This is a genomic window from Janthinobacterium kochi (genome assembly GCF_051380715.1).
Classification (GTDB): Bacteria; Pseudomonadota; Gammaproteobacteria; order Burkholderiales; family Burkholderiaceae_D; genus Janthinobacterium.
In genome coordinates this window covers 1-17478 of sequence record NZ_JBNYXO010000011.1, presented here as the reverse complement: position 1 = coordinate 17478, position 17478 = coordinate 1, and the positions used below count along the sequence as shown (strand labels likewise).

The 17478-nt window shown below is 59.0% G+C and carries 14 protein-coding genes, 1 other RNA gene and 1 pseudogene; 7 read left to right on the top strand and 9 right to left on the bottom strand.

Annotation, left to right across the window (positions count from 1 at the left end; all coding sequences use genetic code 11):
• Positions 1–4: 4 nt before the first annotated feature.
• From rpsA to gyrA, 9 genes are all read right to left on the bottom strand, one after another.
• Entirely contained in the window at positions 5–1717 is a 1713-nt protein-coding gene (rpsA, locus tag ACQ4WL_RS20925) for a 30S ribosomal protein S1 (RefSeq protein ID WP_071650172.1), read from the bottom strand.
• Positions 1718–1835: 118 nt separating this feature from the next.
• Entirely contained in the window at positions 1836–2504 is a 669-nt protein-coding gene (cmk, locus tag ACQ4WL_RS20920) for a (d)CMP kinase (protein WP_436511459.1), read from the bottom strand.
• 110 nt (positions 2505–2614) lie between these two features.
• Entirely contained in the window at positions 2615–3970 is a 1356-nt protein-coding gene (aroA, locus tag ACQ4WL_RS20915; protein WP_436511458.1) for a 3-phosphoshikimate 1-carboxyvinyltransferase, read from the bottom strand.
• Between the two features lie 18 nt (positions 3971–3988).
• Positions 3989–4897, bottom strand: coding sequence for a prephenate dehydrogenase (locus tag ACQ4WL_RS20910; protein ID WP_436511457.1), 909 nt, complete (start codon positions 4895–4897; stop codon positions 3989–3991).
• Between the two features lie 4 nt (positions 4898–4901).
• A complete protein-coding gene (hisC, locus tag ACQ4WL_RS20905; RefSeq protein WP_436511456.1) occupies positions 4902–6008 on the bottom strand; it encodes a histidinol-phosphate transaminase in 1107 nt (368 codons plus the stop codon).
• A gap of 152 nt (positions 6009–6160) precedes the next feature.
• Complete coding sequence (pheA, locus tag ACQ4WL_RS20900) at positions 6161–7231, bottom strand: prephenate dehydratase (RefSeq protein WP_436511455.1); 1071 nt, start codon at positions 7229–7231, stop codon at positions 6161–6163.
• 179 nt (positions 7232–7410) lie between these two features.
• Positions 7411–8502, bottom strand: coding sequence for a 3-phosphoserine/phosphohydroxythreonine transaminase (gene serC / locus ACQ4WL_RS20895; protein WP_436511454.1), 1092 nt, complete (start codon positions 8500–8502; stop codon positions 7411–7413).
• A gap of 24 nt (positions 8503–8526) precedes the next feature.
• A complete protein-coding gene (locus ACQ4WL_RS20890; RefSeq protein ID WP_436511453.1) occupies positions 8527–9111 on the bottom strand; it encodes a DUF2059 domain-containing protein in 585 nt (194 codons plus the stop codon).
• A 156-nt stretch (positions 9112–9267) separates the two neighbouring features.
• Positions 9268–11952, bottom strand: coding sequence for a DNA gyrase subunit A (gyrA, locus tag ACQ4WL_RS20885; RefSeq protein WP_436511452.1), 2685 nt, complete (start codon positions 11950–11952; stop codon positions 9268–9270).
• Positions 11953–12216: 264 nt separating this feature from the next.
• On the opposite strand from gyrA, the gene ACQ4WL_RS20880 reads away from it, so the two are divergent.
• From ACQ4WL_RS20880 to ACQ4WL_RS20850, 7 genes and pseudogenes are all read left to right on the top strand, one after another.
• Entirely contained in the window at positions 12217–12444 is a 228-nt protein-coding gene (locus ACQ4WL_RS20880; protein ID WP_436511451.1) for a hypothetical protein, read from the top strand.
• A 164-nt stretch (positions 12445–12608) separates the two neighbouring features.
• Positions 12609–13319 (top strand): outer membrane protein OmpA, encoded by a 711-nt coding sequence (gene ompA, locus ACQ4WL_RS20875; RefSeq protein WP_436511449.1) that lies wholly within the window; start codon positions 12609–12611, stop codon positions 13317–13319.
• A gap of 127 nt (positions 13320–13446) precedes the next feature.
• Positions 13447–14142: a bifunctional 2-polyprenyl-6-hydroxyphenol methylase/3-demethylubiquinol 3-O-methyltransferase UbiG gene (gene ubiG, locus ACQ4WL_RS20870; RefSeq protein WP_436511448.1), complete on the top strand. Its 696-nt coding sequence runs from the start codon at positions 13447–13449 to the stop codon at positions 14140–14142.
• A gap of 69 nt (positions 14143–14211) precedes the next feature.
• Positions 14212–14916 (top strand): HAD family hydrolase, encoded by a 705-nt coding sequence (locus tag ACQ4WL_RS20865; RefSeq protein ID WP_436511447.1) that lies wholly within the window; start codon positions 14212–14214, stop codon positions 14914–14916.
• Positions 14917–15037: 121 nt separating this feature from the next.
• Positions 15038–15398: a transfer-messenger RNA gene (gene ssrA / locus ACQ4WL_RS20860) on the top strand.
• Between the two features lie 388 nt (positions 15399–15786).
• Complete coding sequence (locus ACQ4WL_RS20855; RefSeq protein ID WP_436511446.1) at positions 15787–16410, top strand: GTP pyrophosphokinase; 624 nt, start codon at positions 15787–15789, stop codon at positions 16408–16410.
• Positions 16411–17132: 722 nt separating this feature from the next.
• A pseudogene (locus ACQ4WL_RS20850) lies at positions 17133–17478 on the top strand (IS481 family transposase); the annotation flags it as partial.

Genomic DNA, 17478 nt, shown 5'->3' with positions numbered 1-17478 from the left:
AGTCTTAGTTCTTGTTATCGAACTTAGCTTTCAACAAGGCGCCCAGGCTGGTGGTGCCCGAAGCTGCGTTGTTGTCGGTAGCTGCCATCTTCTGCATGGCTTCCTGGGTTTCAACGTTGTCTTTCGCTTTGATCGACAGTTGGATACCACGGGCTTTGCGGTCGATGTTCAACACCATTGCTTCGACGGTATCGCCGACTTTCAGGTGCGTACCAGCATCTTCAACGCGGTCACGCGAGATTTCGGAAGCGCGCAGGTAGCCTTCGACTTCTTCGGACAGTTGGATCACGGCGCCTTTAGGCTCAACCGATTTAACGGTACCGGTTACCAGCGAGCCTTTGTCGTTCATGGCTGCGAAGTTGTTGAATGGGTCACCTTCCAGTTGCTTGACGCCCAGGGAAACGCGCTCGCGCTCAACGTCGATGGCCAGAACGATGGCTTCCAGTTCGTCACCTTTCTTGAAGCGACGCACGGCTTCTTCGCCGGTTTCGGTCCAGGACAGGTCGGACAGGTGCACCAGACCGTCGATGTTGCCGGCCAGGCCGATGAACACGCCGAAGTCGGTGATCGATTTGATCGCGCCGCGGACTTTATCGCCCTTCTTGTGGGTTACGCCAAAGTCATCCCAAGGGTTGGCTTTGCACTGTTTCATACCCAGCGAGATACGACGACGCTCTTCGTCGATTTCCAGAACCATGACTTCTACTTCGTCGCCCAGTTGGACAACTTTGTTAGGAGCAACGTTTTTGTTCGTCCAGTCCATTTCGGAAACGTGTACCAGACCTTCGATACCCTGTTCCACTTCCACGAATGCGCCGTAGTCGGTCAGGTTCGTTACTTTACCGAACAGACGGGTGCTTTGTGGGTAACGACGGGACAGACCGGTCCAAGGATCGTCGCCCAGTTGTTTCACGCCCAGCGAAACACGGTTTTTCTCTTGATCGTATTTCAGGACTTTGGCGGTGATTTCCTGGCCAACCGTCAGTACTTCCGACGGGTGACGTACACGGCGCCATGCCAGGTCGGTGATGTGCAGCAAGCCATCGATACCGCCCAGATCCACGAACGCGCCGTAGTCGGTGATATTTTTGACGACGCCGGTCACGACCGTGCCTTCTTTCAGCGTTTCCATCAGTTTCTGACGCTCTTCGCCCATCGAAGCTTCGATGACGGCGCGGCGGGACAGAACCACGTTGTTACGCTTGCGGTCCAGTTTGATGACCTTGAATTCGAGGGTTTTGCCTTCGAATGGGGTCGTGTCTTTGACAGGACGGGTATCAACCAGCGAGCCCGGCAGGAATGCACGGATGCCGTTGGTCAACACGGTCAGACCGCCTTTGACTTTACCATTGACGGTACCGACGACGATTTCGCCCGATTCCATCGCTTTTTCCAGAGCCAGCCACGAAGCCAGACGCTTGGCTTTGTCGCGCGACAGGATGGTATCGCCGAAACCGTTTTCCAGCGATTCGATCGCCACGGAAACGAAGTCACCAACTTTGACTTCCAGTTCGCCGTGGTCGTTCTTGAATTCTTCGACAGGGATGAATGCTTCGGATTTGAGGCCAGCGTTCACGATCACGAAATTGTGGTCGAGGCGCACGACTTCAGCGGAAATAACTTCGCCGGAGCGCATATCTTGACGCGACAACGATTCCTCGAAGAGCGCAGCAAAACTTTCCATACCGGTAGATTCGTTAGTTGTAACAGTAGACATAGGGTTCACACAGGTTATCCAGCAGAGATCGCACCATGCGACTTAAACTGGGTTAGGTTTTTGACACACCCGGACAGGCCAGGAGCCGTCAACGGGCACCACATAGCACAACAACACGCTATTTTGCTGCAGCGGCATACCATTTCAACACGGTTTCAACGGCAACATCTGCCGTCATTTCCGACGTATCGAGGACATGCGCACCTTCCGCGGGGACCAGCGGCGCAATCGCACGGTGAGTATCACGTTCGTCCCGCGCCTGCAAATCCATCAGAAGGTCTTCCATATTAGCAGAAAAACCCTTGTCTATCAATTGCTTGTAGCGCCGTTGCGCGCGCGCCTCGACGCTGGCGGTGAGGAACACCTTCAATTGGGCATGCGGAAAGATCACCGTACCCATGTCGCGTCCGTCGGCCACCAGGCCGGGCGTCTTGCGAAAACCCAGCTGCAAGCCCACCAGGGCCTGGCGCACTGTTGGCAATACGGCAATCTTTGACGCCGTATTGCCCACTTCTTCGGCACGGATCTGCTCGGTGACGTTTTCCTGCGCCAGCAGGATCTCGCCGCCCGCAAAATGGCAAGGCAAGTGCTCGGCCAGCTTGGCCAGCGCGTGCTCGTCGCGCAAGTCCGTGCCGCGGCGCAGCGCGCTCAAGGCCGTCAGCCGGTACAGCGCGCCCGAGTCGAGGTAATGAAAGCCCAGCTTGTCGGCCACGCGGTGCGCCACCGTGCCCTTGCCGGAAGCGGTGGGGCCGTCGATGGCGATGACTGGAATGTTGGAGGTCGGCATTATTTTGTCACTTTAAAAAACTAAACCCGTTAGGGCTGGGGTCAGACCCCCACTTGCGTCAACGCCTGAACTGGCGTTACTGGTGGAGAGGGTCTGACCCCGGATTTCGATTAAATAAGATTGTCTTTGGCAATCCCCGCAAACGCGGAGAAATACTCGGGGAAGGTCTTGGCTACGCATTTCGGCTCGTTGATGCGCATGGTGTTGCCGCGGCGCGCGGCGCCATCGAGCGAAGCGAGCGAGAAGCACATGGCCATGCGGTGGTCGTCATACGTGTCGATGCTGGCCGCAAGAATCTGAGCCGGAGGCGTCACGCGCAGGTAGTCCGCGCCCTCTTCCACTTCCGCGCCCAGCTTGCGCAATTCCGTCGCCATGGCAGCCAGGCGGTCCGTTTCCTTCACCCTCCAGCTGGCGATATTGCGCAAGGTCGAAGTGCCGTCGGCGTACAGGGCAGCCACGGCGATCGTCATGGCCGCATCGGGAATATGGTTGAAATCCATGTCGACGGCTTTCAATACGCCATTCGAGCGGGCTTCGATCCAGTTCTCGCCCATGGTGATGGTCGCGCCCATCTGCTGCAAGGCTTCGACGAAGCGCACATCGCCCTGGATGCTGTCGCGCCCCACGCCTTCCACGCGCACGGGGCCGCCGCCGATGGCGCCGGCCGCCAGGAAATATGAAGCCGATGAAGCATCGCCTTCCACGTGAATCGTGCCCGGGCTCTGATATTGCTGGCCCGGTTGCACGGTGAACGACTGCCAGCCGTCATGCTCGACCGTCACGCCGAAACGGCGCATCAGGTTCAGGGTGATCTCGATGTAGGGCTTCGAGATCAGTTCGCCCGTCACATCGATGGTCACCGCATGGTCGCGCGCCATCAGCGGCGCCACCATCAGGAGGGCCGTCAGGAACTGGCTCGACACATTGCCGCGCACGGCGATACGCTGCGCGTGGATGTGGCCGCGGCGGATGCGCAGCGGCGGGAAGCCCTGCTCGCCCGTGTATTCGATCTGCGTGCCAACGGCATTCAGCGCATCGACCAGGTCGCCGATGGGGCGCTCGTGCATGCGCGACACGCCGTGCAAGGTGTAGTCGCCGCCGATGACGGCCAAGGCCGCCGTCAGCGGGCGGATCGCCGTGCCGGCGTTCCCCATGAACAGGTCGGCCGCGTGATGCGGGAAGACGCCGCCGCAGCCTTCCACGTGGTGCACCTGGTGGGCAGAGGCCGGAGCGCCCGTCAATTCATCCTGCGTCCATTTGACGCCCAGCGAGGTCAGAGCCGTGAGCATGACGAAGGTATCGTCGGAGGCGAGCAAGTCGATGATTTTCGTCGTGCCCTTGGCCAGCGCGGCCAGCAGCAGCACGCGGTTGGAAATGCTTTTCGAGCCGGGCAGGCGCACCGTGCCTTCGGCATGCATCACCGGCTGCAAATCGATATGGTGGGGGTAGTGCTTGGTCTGGGTCATGCTGGAATCCTTGAGTATTTATCGTGTGGGCGCGGCAGGTATTTCCGCCGTTTCAATCGCCTCGATCCATTGTTGCCGCGCGTGCTGGGCGTTCGCGTACACGCCTTCGATGGCGGCGCCGTCATTCGCGGCCAGGTGGGCGCGCAAGGTCGTCAACTGCGCCAGGTAGGCGTCCAGTTCGTGCAGCAGCGCCGGCTGGTTGGCCAGGCTGATGTCGCGCCACATTTCCGGCGATGAGCCGGCGATGCGCGTAAAGTCGCGAAAGCCGCTGGCCGCGTATTGGAACAGCAGGCCCGCGTGCGGTTTGTTGGCGATGTCGTCGACCAGCGCAAAGGCCAGCAGATGCGGCAGATGGCTAACGGCGGCAAACACCTTGTCATGTTCTTCGGGACTCAAGGTGTGCAGGATGGCACCGCAGGCGCGCCACGCGGCCGCCACCCGCTCCACGTCGGCCGCGGCGTTTTCCGCCAGCGGCGTGAGCACCACTTTCTTGCCTTGATACAGATCGATGATGGCCGCGTCGGGACCATTCGTCTCGCGTCCCGCGATCGGGTGGCCGGGCACGAATTGCCCCACCTTGCTAACGAGCGCCGCGCGCGCGGCCGCCACCACGTCGCTTTTCGTGCTGCCCGCATCGGTGACGATGGTGCCCGGTTGCAGGTGTGGCGCGATGGATGCCAGGATGGCACCCGTCTGCGCCACGGGCGCGGCCAGCAGCACCAGGTCGGCACCAAGCAAGGCACTGGCCATGTCGCCGCCTATCTCGTCGATGATACCCAGTTCGAGCGCGCGCGCCATCGATGCCGGCGAGCGGCCCATGCCGACCACGGTACCAACTGCGCCCGCGTGTTTCAAGGCGCGCGCGAACGAGCCGCCGATCAGGCCTACGCCGAAGATGACGATTTTTTTCAGTGCAGGCGTCGTCATATCGTCAAGCCAGCGCTTTCGTCAGCGCGGCGATGAAGATGGCGTTTTCCTGCGGCAGGCCGATGGAAATACGCAGCCATTGCGGCAAGCCGTAGCTGCCGACGGGACGCACGATGACGCCCTGCTGGAGCAACGCCAGGTTGACGCGCGCACCCGCGCCGTCATCGTCGCCCACTTTCACCAGCACGAAATTGCCGTGCGACGGCACGAATTCCAGACCCAGTTGCGTGAAAGCTTCGATGAACTGCTGGTAGCCGGCCGCGTTGTTGCGCGCGCTTTGTTCGAGGAAGGCCTTGTCGTTCAGGGCGGCAATCGCGGCCGCCTGTGCCAGCGAATTGACATTGAACGGCTGGCGGATACGGTTCATCAGGTCCGTCAGCGCCGGCTGGGCAATGGCGAAGCCGATGCGCAGGCCGGCCAGGCCATACGCCTTCGACAAGGTGCGCGACACCACCAGGTTCGGATACTGGCGCACCCAGGCCGTCGATTCGTACTGGTCGTCGGCCGAGAGGAATTCGTTGTAGGCTTCGTCCAGCACCACCACCACGTGCTGCGGCACTTTCTGCAGGAACGCTTCGAGCTGCGCCGCCGACAGGAAGGTACCGGTCGGGTTGTTCGGGTTGGCGATGAAGATCAAACGCGTGTCGTCGGCAATCGCCGCCGCCATGGCGTCGAGGTCATGGCCATAGGCTTGCGCCGGCACGACGAGGTGGCGCGCGCCCAGGCCTTGCGTGGCCAGCGCGTACACGGCAAACGAGTACTGCGAGTACACCACGGATTGGCCATGCTGCACAAACGCGTGCGCGGCGATTTCCAGGATGTCGTTGCTGCCGTTGCCCAGGGTGATCCAGTCAGCTGGCACGTCGTAGCGCTTGGACAGCACGGCTTTCAAGTCGAAGCCGTTGGCGTCCGGGTAGCGGCCCAGGTCATCGATGGCGGCGATCATCGCCTGCTTGGCAGATTCCGGCATGCCGTACGGGTTTTCATTCGACGCCAGCTTGACGATGGCTGCCTCGTCGAGGCCGAATTCGCGCGCGACTTCCGCGATCGGTTTGCCGCTCTGGTAAGGGGCGATGGCGCGGACGTATTCTGGACCGATATTTTTAGACATGGTGAACTCATTAAAAGTTGATCATCGGGGTCAGACCCGTCGGGTCTGACCCCAGCATTTCTGTATGCTTACTGTAACGGTAAAACGCAGAGGTGGCAGGAGCGCAACGGAAGGCTGGGGTCAGACCCAGCGGGTCTGACCCCGCCCCCCACTCACAAACTGACCGGATACGACCCCAGCACCTTGAAAAACGCCGCATTGCTCTGCAGCTCGGCCAGCGCCTGGGCGACGGCCGCGTCGTGCACATGGCCTTCCACGTCGACATAGAAATAATACTCCCAGCTGCCCATGCGCGCCGGGCGCGACTCGAAGCGCGTCATCGACACGCCGTGCTTGGCCAGGGGCGCCAGCAATTGGTACACGGCGCCGGCCTTGTTCGGCACGGCCAGCACCAGCGAGGTCTGGTCCTTGCCCGACGGCGCCGTTTGCAAGGTACCCACGACGGCAAAGCGCGTGCGGTTGTGCGGGTCGTCCTGGATATGGCCCTTGACCACGCCCAGCTTGTATTGCGCGCCTGCCAGTTCGCTGGCAATCGCCGCCACCGCGCCATCTTCGCCTGCCATGCGGGCCGCCTCGGCATTCGATGCCACGGCGTGGCGCGCGATGTGCGGGTAATTCTGGTTCAGCCAGACCTGGCATTGCGCCAGCGCCTGCGAATGGGCGCAAATCGACGTGACGCCATCCATGTTGCCGCTCTTCGTCATCAGGCTGTGGTGCACGGCAATGGCCACTTCACCGCTGATGATGAGGCTAGTCTGCAGCATCATGTCGAGCGTGCGGTTGACGGCGCCTTCCGAGGAATTCTCGATCGGCACCACGCCAAAGTCCGCCGTTCCCGCCTCGGCCGAGCGGAACACTTCATCGATGGACGCGCACGGCAAGCCTTCGACGGCGCTGCCGAACTGTTGATATACGGCCTGTTCGCTGAAGGTGCCGGCCGGGCCAAGGTAGGCCACGGTGACCCTCTTTTCCAGCGAGCGGCAGGACGACATGATTTCGCGGAAAATGGTCTGCACTTCGCGGTCGCCCATGGGGCCGGGATTGCGCTCGGCCACGCCGCGCAGCACCTGCGCTTCGCGCTCGGGACGGAACACGGGCGCCTGCGTTTCGGCTTTCACGTGGCCCACTTCCTGGGCGATTTGCGCGCGGCGGTTCAGCAGCTCGAGGATTTGCGCGTCGATCGCATCGATCTGTTCGCGCAGCGGTTTCAATTTATCGGTCATGGTTGTTTGTTTCGTCAGCTGTACTTCAATCATGGCCGCGCGGCCTGCGCCGGCGGCGGGCCGGCGCGCATATTCATGAGAATGCCGGACAAAATGATCAGGGCTAGGCGCGTTGCCGCTGACAGTACGGATGTACGACAAGGCAATGCAACAACGCCCTGGACTTTTTGGCAGGCATTCTAGCGTCCGGCAAACTCGTTCAGATATCTCACCAAGGCTTGCACGCCCTCGATCGGCATCGCGTTATAGATCGATGCACGCATGCCGCCGACGGACTTGTGGCCCTTCAGTTGCAGCAGGCCGCGCTGCTTGGCGCCGGCCAGGAATGCGTCGTTCAAGCTTTCGTCGCGCAGATAGAACGGGATGGTCATGCGCGAGCGGTACGCCGGGTCGACCCGGTTCTGGTAGAAGTCGTCCGCATCGAGCGCCGCGTACAGCAGCGCCGCTTTCTCAATATTACGCTGTTCCATGGCTGCCACGCCACCTTGGCGTTTGAGCCACTGGAAAACCAGGCCGGCGATATAGATGCCGTAGGTGGGCGGCGTGTTGTACATCGATTCATGTTCGGCCACGATGCTCCAGTCGAAAGCGGACGGGCAGATCGGCAGCGCCTTGCCCAGCAAGTCTTCGCGCACGATGACAACCGTCAGGCCGGCCGGGCCGATATTCTTTTGCGCGCCACCAAAAATGACGCCATATTGCGATACGTCAATGATCCGCGACAAAATGTGCGAGGACATGTCGGCCACGATGGTGGTGCCTGCCGGCACGCCTGGCGCCTGCTGGAATTCCACGCCGTCGATGGTTTCATTGGTGCAGATATGCAGGTAGGCGGCGCCCGGGGTCAGCTTCCATTCACTCACAGGCGGCACGCCCGTGAAACGGGTGGCCTTGGACGACGCGGCCACGTTGACGTCGGCATACTTGGCCGCTTCCTGGATCGACTTGCCCGACCACGAGCCCGTGTGCACGAAGTCGACGGTGGCTGGCTGCTGCGCGGCCAGGCCCACCAGGTTCATCGGGATGATGGCGTTCTCGCCCAAGCCACCGCCCTGCAGGAACAGGATCTTGTAGTTCTCGGGGACGACCAGCAGTTCGCGCAGGTCGGCCACTGCCTGCTTGTAGATGGAAATGAATTCGGGACCACGGTGGCTCATTTCCATCACCGACATGCCACTGCCATGCCAGTCCTGCATTTCCGCAGCCGCTTGCGCCAGCACTTCCTTGGGCAGGACGGCGGGGCCGGCGGAGAAGTTGTAGATATGGGTCACGATACGGTCCTTGGAAAAATGGAGTTATTGGGGCGACTGCGTGGCCGCCCGCATGACTTGCTCGAGCACGGCATTCACGCGGGGGATCAGCACGCGCTGGCTGATGGCCATCGATTCGGCCGACAGTTGCGGCATGGTGGCCAGCATCTTGCGGCCCAGCGGCGTCTTGTAAAAGGCCGTCAGTTGCTCGACTTCCGGCACCGTGTAAAAACGCGCGTACAGGGGCACCATTTCGGCGCTCAGCTCATCGATCAGGGTCGGGTCGGCCAGCACCTGCGTCAGGGTGGCGATGGCGACAGGGATTTCTTCCTCGGCGCTGGCCAGCGCGCGCGCCTTGCGCTGTTCGTCCAGTTTCGGGTTGCTGCTGATTTGCTGCTGCGCCGACTGGCGGATCATGGCGGGCACCGATTGCAGCATCTGGTCGAAGATGCTGCGCGTGAGCTGCGGGAACTGCATCGCATCGAGCATGCGCCGCACGGCCACTTTCATGGCGGGGCTGGGCGCCGCCTGGCGCGCGGGCGTGGCTTGCGCGCTCTGGGCCAGGGCCGGCAGGGTCGCAAGGAAGGCCAGCGAAAACGCGGCGAAGAAGGTGGCGACGATTTTTCTCATGGCATGCGGGATGTTGAATGACTGGTAAAAGGGCACTGCCGGCGATGCATGTCGGCTTACGCCCGACGGGCTAAGCCGACCTACGAAATTCTGCTGGCGGCACCAGGAAAAGGCGCGCCAATAGCAATTGGGGCTCCCGAAAGAGCCCCAATCATCTTACTCCGGCTGGGCCGGATCAACAGGATCGGCTGGTTCAGCCGCTGCCGGCGCGGCCGCGGCCTCCAGGCCCGCCTCCGTCGTCAGCTCGACTTCGTCGATATCCGTTTCCACCACGCGCTGCAGGCCGGACAGCTTGGTGCCGTCTTCCACGGCGATCAGGGTCACGCCCTGCGTCGCGCGGCCCATTTCGCGGATTTCCGATACGCGGGTGCGGATCAAGACGCCACCGGTGGTGATCAGCATGATTTCATCGCTGGTATCGACCAGGGTCGCGGCAACCACTTTACCGTTGCGCTCGCTGGTCTGGATGGCGATCATGCCTTTCGTGCCACGGCCATGGCGCGTGTACTCGGTGATCGGCGTACGCTTGCCGTAACCGTTTTCGGTTGCCGTCAGCACCGATTGCTGCTCGTTCTCGGCCACCAGCAGGGCGATCACGTGCTGGCCTTCTTCCAGGTTCATGCCGCGCACGCCGCGCGCCGTGCGGCCCATCGGACGCACATCGTTTTCGTCGAAGCGCACTGCCTTGCCCGAATCGGAGAACAGCATCACATCGTGCTGGCCATCGGTCAGCGCCGCGCCGATCAGGAAGTCGCCGTCGTCCAGGTCGACGGCGATGATGCCGGCCTTGCGTGGATTGCTGAAGTCCTTCAGCGGCGTCTTCTTGACGGTGCCGAGGCTGGTCGACATGAACACGTAATGGTCTTCCGGGAACGTGCGGTTCTCGCCCGACAGCGGCAGGATTACGGTGATCTTTTCGTTGTCCTGCAGCGGGAACATGTTGACGATCGGCTTGCCGCGCGAATTGCGCGAGCCTTGCGGCACTTCCCACACCTTCAGCCAGTACATGCGACCACGATCCGAGAAGCACAGGATGTAGTCGTGCGTATTGGCGATGAACAGCTGGTCGATCCAGTCTTCCTCTTTGGTCGCCATGGCCTGTTTACCGCGTCCGCCGCGCTTTTGCGCACGGTATTCGGAAATCGGCTGCGCCTTCATGTAACCGGTGTGCGACAGGGTCACGACCATGTCTTGCGGCGTGATCAGGTCTTCCGTTTCCAGGTCGGTCGCATTGAGCTCAATCTGCGAGCGGCGCACGTCCTTGTTGCCAGCGCCGTATTCGTTTTTCGCCGCCGTCATTTCATCGGTGATGATGACGGTGACGCGTTCCGGCTTGGCCAGGATGTCGAGCAAGTCGGCGATATGTTCCATCACGTCCTTGTACTCGTTGACGATCTTGTCCTGCTCCAGGCCGGTCAGGCGCTGCAGGCGCATCTGCAAGATTTCCTGCGCCTGGTCGTCCGACAGCTTGTACAGGCCATCCGTTTGCATGCCGTAGTGCTTCGGCAGGTTTTCCGGACGGTAGGCATCGATGCCGCCTGGCGTCGTGCCGTCGCCCGTGCGGGCCAGCATTTCGCGCACCACGGACGAATCCCAGGCCTTGGCCATCAGCTCGACCTTGGCGATCGGCGGCGTCGGTGCGGCCTTGATGATGGCGATGAAGTCATCGATATTGGCCAGAGCGACAGCCAGGCCTTCGAGCACGTGGCCCCGTTCGCGCGCCTTGCGCAGTTCGAACACGGTGCGGCGCGTGACCACTTCACGACGGTGCGACAGGAAGCATTGCAGCATCTGCTTGAGGTTCAGCAGCTTCGGCTGGCCATCGACCAGGGCCACCATGTTCATGCCGAAGGTGTCTTGCAACTGGGTCTGTTTGTACAGATTGTTCAGCACCACTTCCGGCACTTCGCCCCGTTTCAGCTCGATCACCACGCGCATGCCCGACTTGTCGGATTCGTCGCGGATGTCGGAAATGCCGTCGAGCTTCTTGTCGCGCACGTTCTCGGCGATGCGTTCCAGCAAGGATTTCTTGTTGACCTGGAATGGCAGCTCGTCGACGATGATGGCGATGCGGCCGCCATCCTTGCCGTATTCTTCGAAGTGGGTCTTGGCGCGCATCACCACGCGGCCGCGGCCGGTGCGGTAGCCGTCGCGCACGCCGGACACGCCATAGATGATGCCGGCGGTCGGGAAGTCCGGCGCCGGGATCAGCTCGATCAATTCATCGATCGTGCAATCGGGGTTGCGCAGCACGTGCAGCGCGCCGTCGATGACTTCGGTGATGTTGTGTGGCGGAATGTTCGTCGCCATGCCGACGGCAATACCGGACGAACCGTTGATCAGCAGGTTCGGGATGCGCGTCGGCAAGACCGTCGGTTCCTTTTCCTTGCCATCGTAGTTGGGCTGGAAGTCGACGGTGTCCTTGTCGATATCGGCCAGCAGCTCGCTGGCGATCTTATCCAGGCGGCACTCGGTGTAACGCATCGCCGCGGCACCATCGCCGTCGACGGAACCGAAGTTGCCCTGGCCATCGACGAGCATGTAGCGCAGCGAAAAATCTTGCGCCATGCGCACCAGTGTGTCGTAGATCGAGGCATCGCCGTGGGGATGGTATTTACCCATGGTTTCGCCGACCACGCGGGCGCACTTGACGTAAGGGCGGTTCCACACGTTATTCATTTCATGCATCGCGAACAAGACGCGGCGGTGCACTGGCTTCAAGCCATCACGCGCATCGGGCAAGGCGCGACCGACGATCACGCTCATGGCGTAATCGAGGTAGCTCTTGCGCATCTCTTCTTCGAGGGAAATAGGAATTGTTTCTTTTGCGAATTGATCCATTGGCGGTTCGACTGATCTCAGGCTGTGGTTAACTTATCTGTTACGCAATGTATGACGCAATACTGCATATCCTAGGCGGCTGTCGTCGTGGACGCCGCACCGCGCGCTGCTGGCGCGGCCCGGCTTCCATGTCGCAGAGTGCCCGAGCAAATCGGCGCACTGGCGGCACGACCAGTACGCGTACCGCAGCGGTACGTCCTGGCCATGCAGTGCCGCCGGGGGCATTTGCTCGACACTCTTAACAGTCAAGCGCACGATTTTAGCATGCGCGCCCAGCTACCTGTACAAATTGGCCATGCCGACAATATTGACAGTTTGCACCGGGGCCGTGCACGCTGGCTTGTCGATAATGCACAATGGCAATACCAGTTCAAGACACCTGCCCTTAAAAGTGGCAAAAAAAACGATCAATTGTTACAGACGCGTTACAAATGGGCATTTTCGTTGCGCAAAAACAACGTGCGGTCTAAAATCGGGCAAGCTTTGATTTAACCACGGTCGTGCGCCCCTGATGCGTGTGGCAAAATGACTGGGAAGTTAATTGCTAGTTTCGCAATCTGAGACGAGCGCATATGGTCTACATGATAAAATCTTGGCACGTAGCACCAGTAGCGCAGTGTTGTTCTGCGGATATCACCCCCCGAAAGGAAAAAAGAATGAATAAATTTGTAACGCTGTTTTTCGCTGCATCCGCAGTGATTGCTGGCTCGGCTTCGGCCCAAACCCCAACCTCCCCACCATTTGCGCCAGTTACCACTGACATCAAAGCACCAAGCCCAAAAAGCGCTTATGTGCAAGATGCCCGCGGCGTGATCGTGCGCGATCCATTCGGTCTGTGCTGGCGCACCGGCTACTGGACACCTGCTGACGCGGTGCCAGGTTGCGACGTGCCACTGTGCGTAGCACCAGAAACCCTGCAAGACGGCAAATGCGTGGCTCCAGCAGCGCCAGTCGTACCAGCACCGGCACCAGCCGTTGTCGTACCAGTGCCAGTCGTCGTTGCTCCTACCTCGGAAAAAGTCAGCTTCGCTGCTGATGCATTCTTCGATTTCGACAAAGCTACGCTGAAGCCAGAAGGCAAAGCCAAGCTGGACGAGCTGACCGCACAACTGGGCGGCATCAACCTGGAAGTCATCATCGCTGTGGGTCACACCGACTCCGTCGGCACCGATGCTTACAACCAAAAACTGTCGGTACGTCGTGCTGATGCTGTCAAAGCCTACCTGGTCACCAAAGGCGTTGAAAGCAACCGCGTGTACACCGAAGGCAAAGGCGAGAAACAACCTGTTGCTGATAACAAAACTGCCGAAGGCCGTGCGAAAAACCGTCGCGTGGAAATCGAAGTTGTTGGTACCCGCAACAAGTAATAGCTGAGTCCCTGGACTTGCCGCAAGTCATCGCGCAAGTCAAGGACAGCATGAAAAACCCCGCCAAAGCGGGGTTTTTTTTCGTCCGTGGCTGCCCGATTGTAAAATTGCCGCTATTATTCGACCTATGAACGCCGACCCTCTCGAAATCCAAAAATTCAGTGAGCTGGCCCACCGCTGGTGGGACCCCACTTCCGAGTTTCGTCCCTTGCACGAAATTAACCCCCTGCGCCTGGAATGGATCAATGCGAAAGTGCCGCTGGCCGGCAAGCGCGTGATCGACATCGGCTGCGGCGGTGGCATCCTGGCCGAATCGATGGCCCGCAAGGGTGCCGACGTGACGGGCATCGACCTGTCCGACAAGGCCCTGAAAGTGGCCGACCTGCACAGCCTGGAATCGGGTGCCAAGGTACGCTACAAGCTGATCGCCGCCGAAGCCATGGCCGAGGAAGAGCCGGGCCAGTACGACGTCGTGACCTGCATGGAAATGCTCGAGCACGTGCCGGACCCCGCCGCCATCGTCAAGGCCTGCGCCACCCTGGTCAAGCCGGGCGGCCACATCTTCCTGTCGACCCTGAACCGCAACCCGAAAGCGTATCTGTTTGCCATCCTGGGCGCCGAATACCTGCTGCGTCTGCTGCCGAAAGGCACGCACGACTATGACAAATTCATCACCCCGGCCGAACTGTCGCAATACCTGCGCAGCGCCGGCCTGGACATCAACAGCATGCGCGGCATGGGCTACAATCCACTGACCAAGATTTACTCACTTAATAGCGATACCAGCGTCAATTATCTGGTGGCCTGCACCCGGCCGCTGTAACCAACACGCATAATACAAGGCGGCTGCGGCCGCCATTTTTCATTCCTACTTGACACACTTTTGCCCGCCATGATCACAGACCCTCTGCCAGCCCCGCGCGCCATCCTGTTCGACCTCGACGGCACCCTGGCCGACACCGCGCCCGACCTGGCAGCGGCCATCAATCTGCTGCGCGCACGCGCTGGCCTGGCGCCGACCCCGTATGACATCCTGCGCCCAACGGCCTCGGCCGGTGCGCGCGGCATGATAGGCGCGTCGTATGGCGTCCAACCGGGTGAAAGCGGCTACGAAGCCCTGAAGGATGGCTTCCTGAACAATTACGAAGCAGCCCTGGCCGTGGAAAGCCGTTTATTTGACGGCATCCCCGCCATGCTGGAAGGGCTGCAAGCGCTGGGCCTGGTCTGGGGCGTGGTCACCAACAAGGCGGCCCGCTTCACCGACCCGCTGGTGGGCCAGATCGGCCTGGGCGGCGCCGGCTGCGTGATCTCGGGCGACACCATGGCGCACCCGAAGCCGCACCCCGCCCCCTTGCTGGAAGCGGCGCGCCGCCTGAACCTTGCGCCGCAAGACTGCTGGTACGTGGGCGACGACCTGCGCGACATCCAGGCCGGCCGCGCCGCCGGCATGCGCACGGTCGCCTGCGCCTGGGGCTACTGCGGCCCCGTCGAACCGCAACACTGGAAGGCAGACCACCTGCTGGACACGCCACTGACCCTGCTCGAGCTGGTGACTGACGTGGTGAAGGCGGCGCAGGCGCGGCAGCTGGCGGCATAAATTGGCATCCGCCTGACCTGGCACGCCGACAAGCGAATTCAAGCGATTCGAGAATGCCTCGCTCCCTATCACGAATGCATCATGCAAGAGTGGGCAGATTGCGCTACAATGAAGGTTCTGTGGGGACGACCTGGTTTCGACGTGGGTTGCAAAGCAGCGCAGGGCATACCGAGGGCGGGCTACCTCGTAAATACAACCTGAAAAAACTTAACTGCAAACGATAACTCGTACGCACTGGCAGCTTAATCGCTGTTAGCTCTAGAACACCTCGTCCCTGGGGTGGGCCGTCAAAAGCTCTAGAGTCATTTACAGGGACTCGTCTGATGCTGGGTTACTTAGCGTCCGACTAAATAATAGGTAACTCGCTTGCCCATAACGTGCACATCCGTGCTGGCTGAGTTAAATTAAATGATAGTGCTAAGTATGTAGAACTGTCTGTGGAGTGCTTGCGGACGCGGGTTCGATTCCCGCCGTCTCCACCACTGAATAAATAAAAAGGGCTTCCCCGTTTCGGCGGGGAGGCCCTTTTTATTTATTCAACGCATGCAGAACGCGGGCGTCGAATCCGCGTCCGGTACGGACGCGGGGGTTTTGCGGGGCCTTCGGCGAGCGCAGCTCGGCGCCGCAAAACCGGGTTGCGCTTGCAAGCGCAACCCTCTCCGATTCGTCTGACTGGCTCTTGCGCCGCAGGCGGTTTTTCCAAGCGACAACATAAGCTGCTCAGGCCGTGTACGTATGGCGAACCTGACCCTCGCCCTCCTCGCCCTTCAAAATATAAGTTATTGCACCGAAAATTTATATATGATAGCTTGACTCATCAACAATCATCATATGATGATGTGATGGCTCAGTTTCTTATAGATCAGCACAATGACTCTTCGACACAAACTAAAATTTAGTAGATCAAGAATTGATGCGGCTGGTAAAGCGTTAATGGCGTTTCAGTCTGCAGCACTTACTGAGGATCAACTACCAGAGCAAGCAATCAGTGCTTTGAATGATTGGCGCTCTTTCCATACTTTTCCTCTTAATTCAATAGCTGTAGTTCTGAAGACTAAGGCAAGAAGATTGAAATCGGACGCTCTAGTGGTGGAACGCCTAAAGCGTACACGCTCTATCCTCGCAAAGTTGGTAAAAAAAGGAAGTATGCGGCTTACTCAGATGCAAGACATTGGAGGCTGTCGTGCTGTACTTGACACAATTGATCAGGTCTATCAACTTACAGAATCATATAGAAATGGACGGGGTATATATGAAATAGTTCATGTTGATGACTATATTTCCGCACCTAAAGAATCCGGATACCGTAGCATCCATTTAATCCTTCGCTATCACAGCAGAAAACATCCTGAATTCAGTAAGTTGCTGTTGGAGATACAGATTCGCACCGTGGTTCAGCATGCATGGGCAACTGCTGTTGAAACTGTTGGAGCTGTAATTGGTCAGGCGTTAAAGTCAAGTGAAGGAGAAGAAAAATGGCTTCACTACTTCTAATACGCCTCATTGGCTTTAGAGGCTATGGAAACGTCTCAAGTATCAAATTTCGAAGATGAAAGATTAAATGATATCGCAAAAAATCTAGCCGCGCTGGACAAAGAACTACAAGTTTCGAAGAAGTTGCAGTCATATAGAGCCGCATTGAAAGCAACAGAAAATCCCGCAATGCGCCAGAAAGGATACTACCTTTTATTATTACTTCCTGAACAAAGGTAACTGAAAATTCAATTCTTTCCCATAAAAAAAGCGGAAGAAGCATATAAAGAGTACGAAAAAGCAGAGCGGCTCTTACCACTTTACACAAGTGGACCACAATTAACTTTATTTCCTGAGCTTGAAAATCTATCTGGAGCGCAAGCTGTTTTAGTCGGAGCAGAATCTTTTAATTCTCTTAGGCAATGCTTTCCCAATTACTACCTTGACACTGAATTTTTCTTGGAAAGTATCGAAACTTTTGTCAATCGCAATAAAAATCGAAAGATATCCACTAAATTACGCAGAAAATAATTGCAAAAAAGTAAGGGCCAGATAAATACATCACGTCATTCTACCTCCGCAGTGGTAAAAACATTGGTGGATCGATTTGCTAGATCGTCTGTTGCTTAGTGCGTCTAGGTGTCTAGAGTCGTGTGATTATGTACCCCACCGTAGCTGGCCGCTATTCAAAGCCAGACACGTTTTGCGTACACTGTTGGACAACCTCAATCAGCAGCCTTCTCATGACTCAAGCCCTGCATAGCCGCGCCCGGACAACTCACCTGATCCGCGAAGAAATCAAGAACTCTACGTTGTCCCAGGCCGAGTTGGCCAGGTTGTACAACGTCAGTCGCTAAACCATTCGCAAGTGGCAGGACAGGGACAGCGTTGATGATGTTTCGCATCGTCCCAAAACGATGTACACCACGCTGACGCCCGACCAGGAACTCATCGTCGTGGAGTTGCGCCGCACGCTGCTGTTGCCCACCGATGACCTGCTGAGCATTACCCGTGAATGCATCAATCCGGCCGTATCACGTGCTGGGCTGGGACGCTGCTTACGCCGACATGGCGTGTCCGATCTGCGTG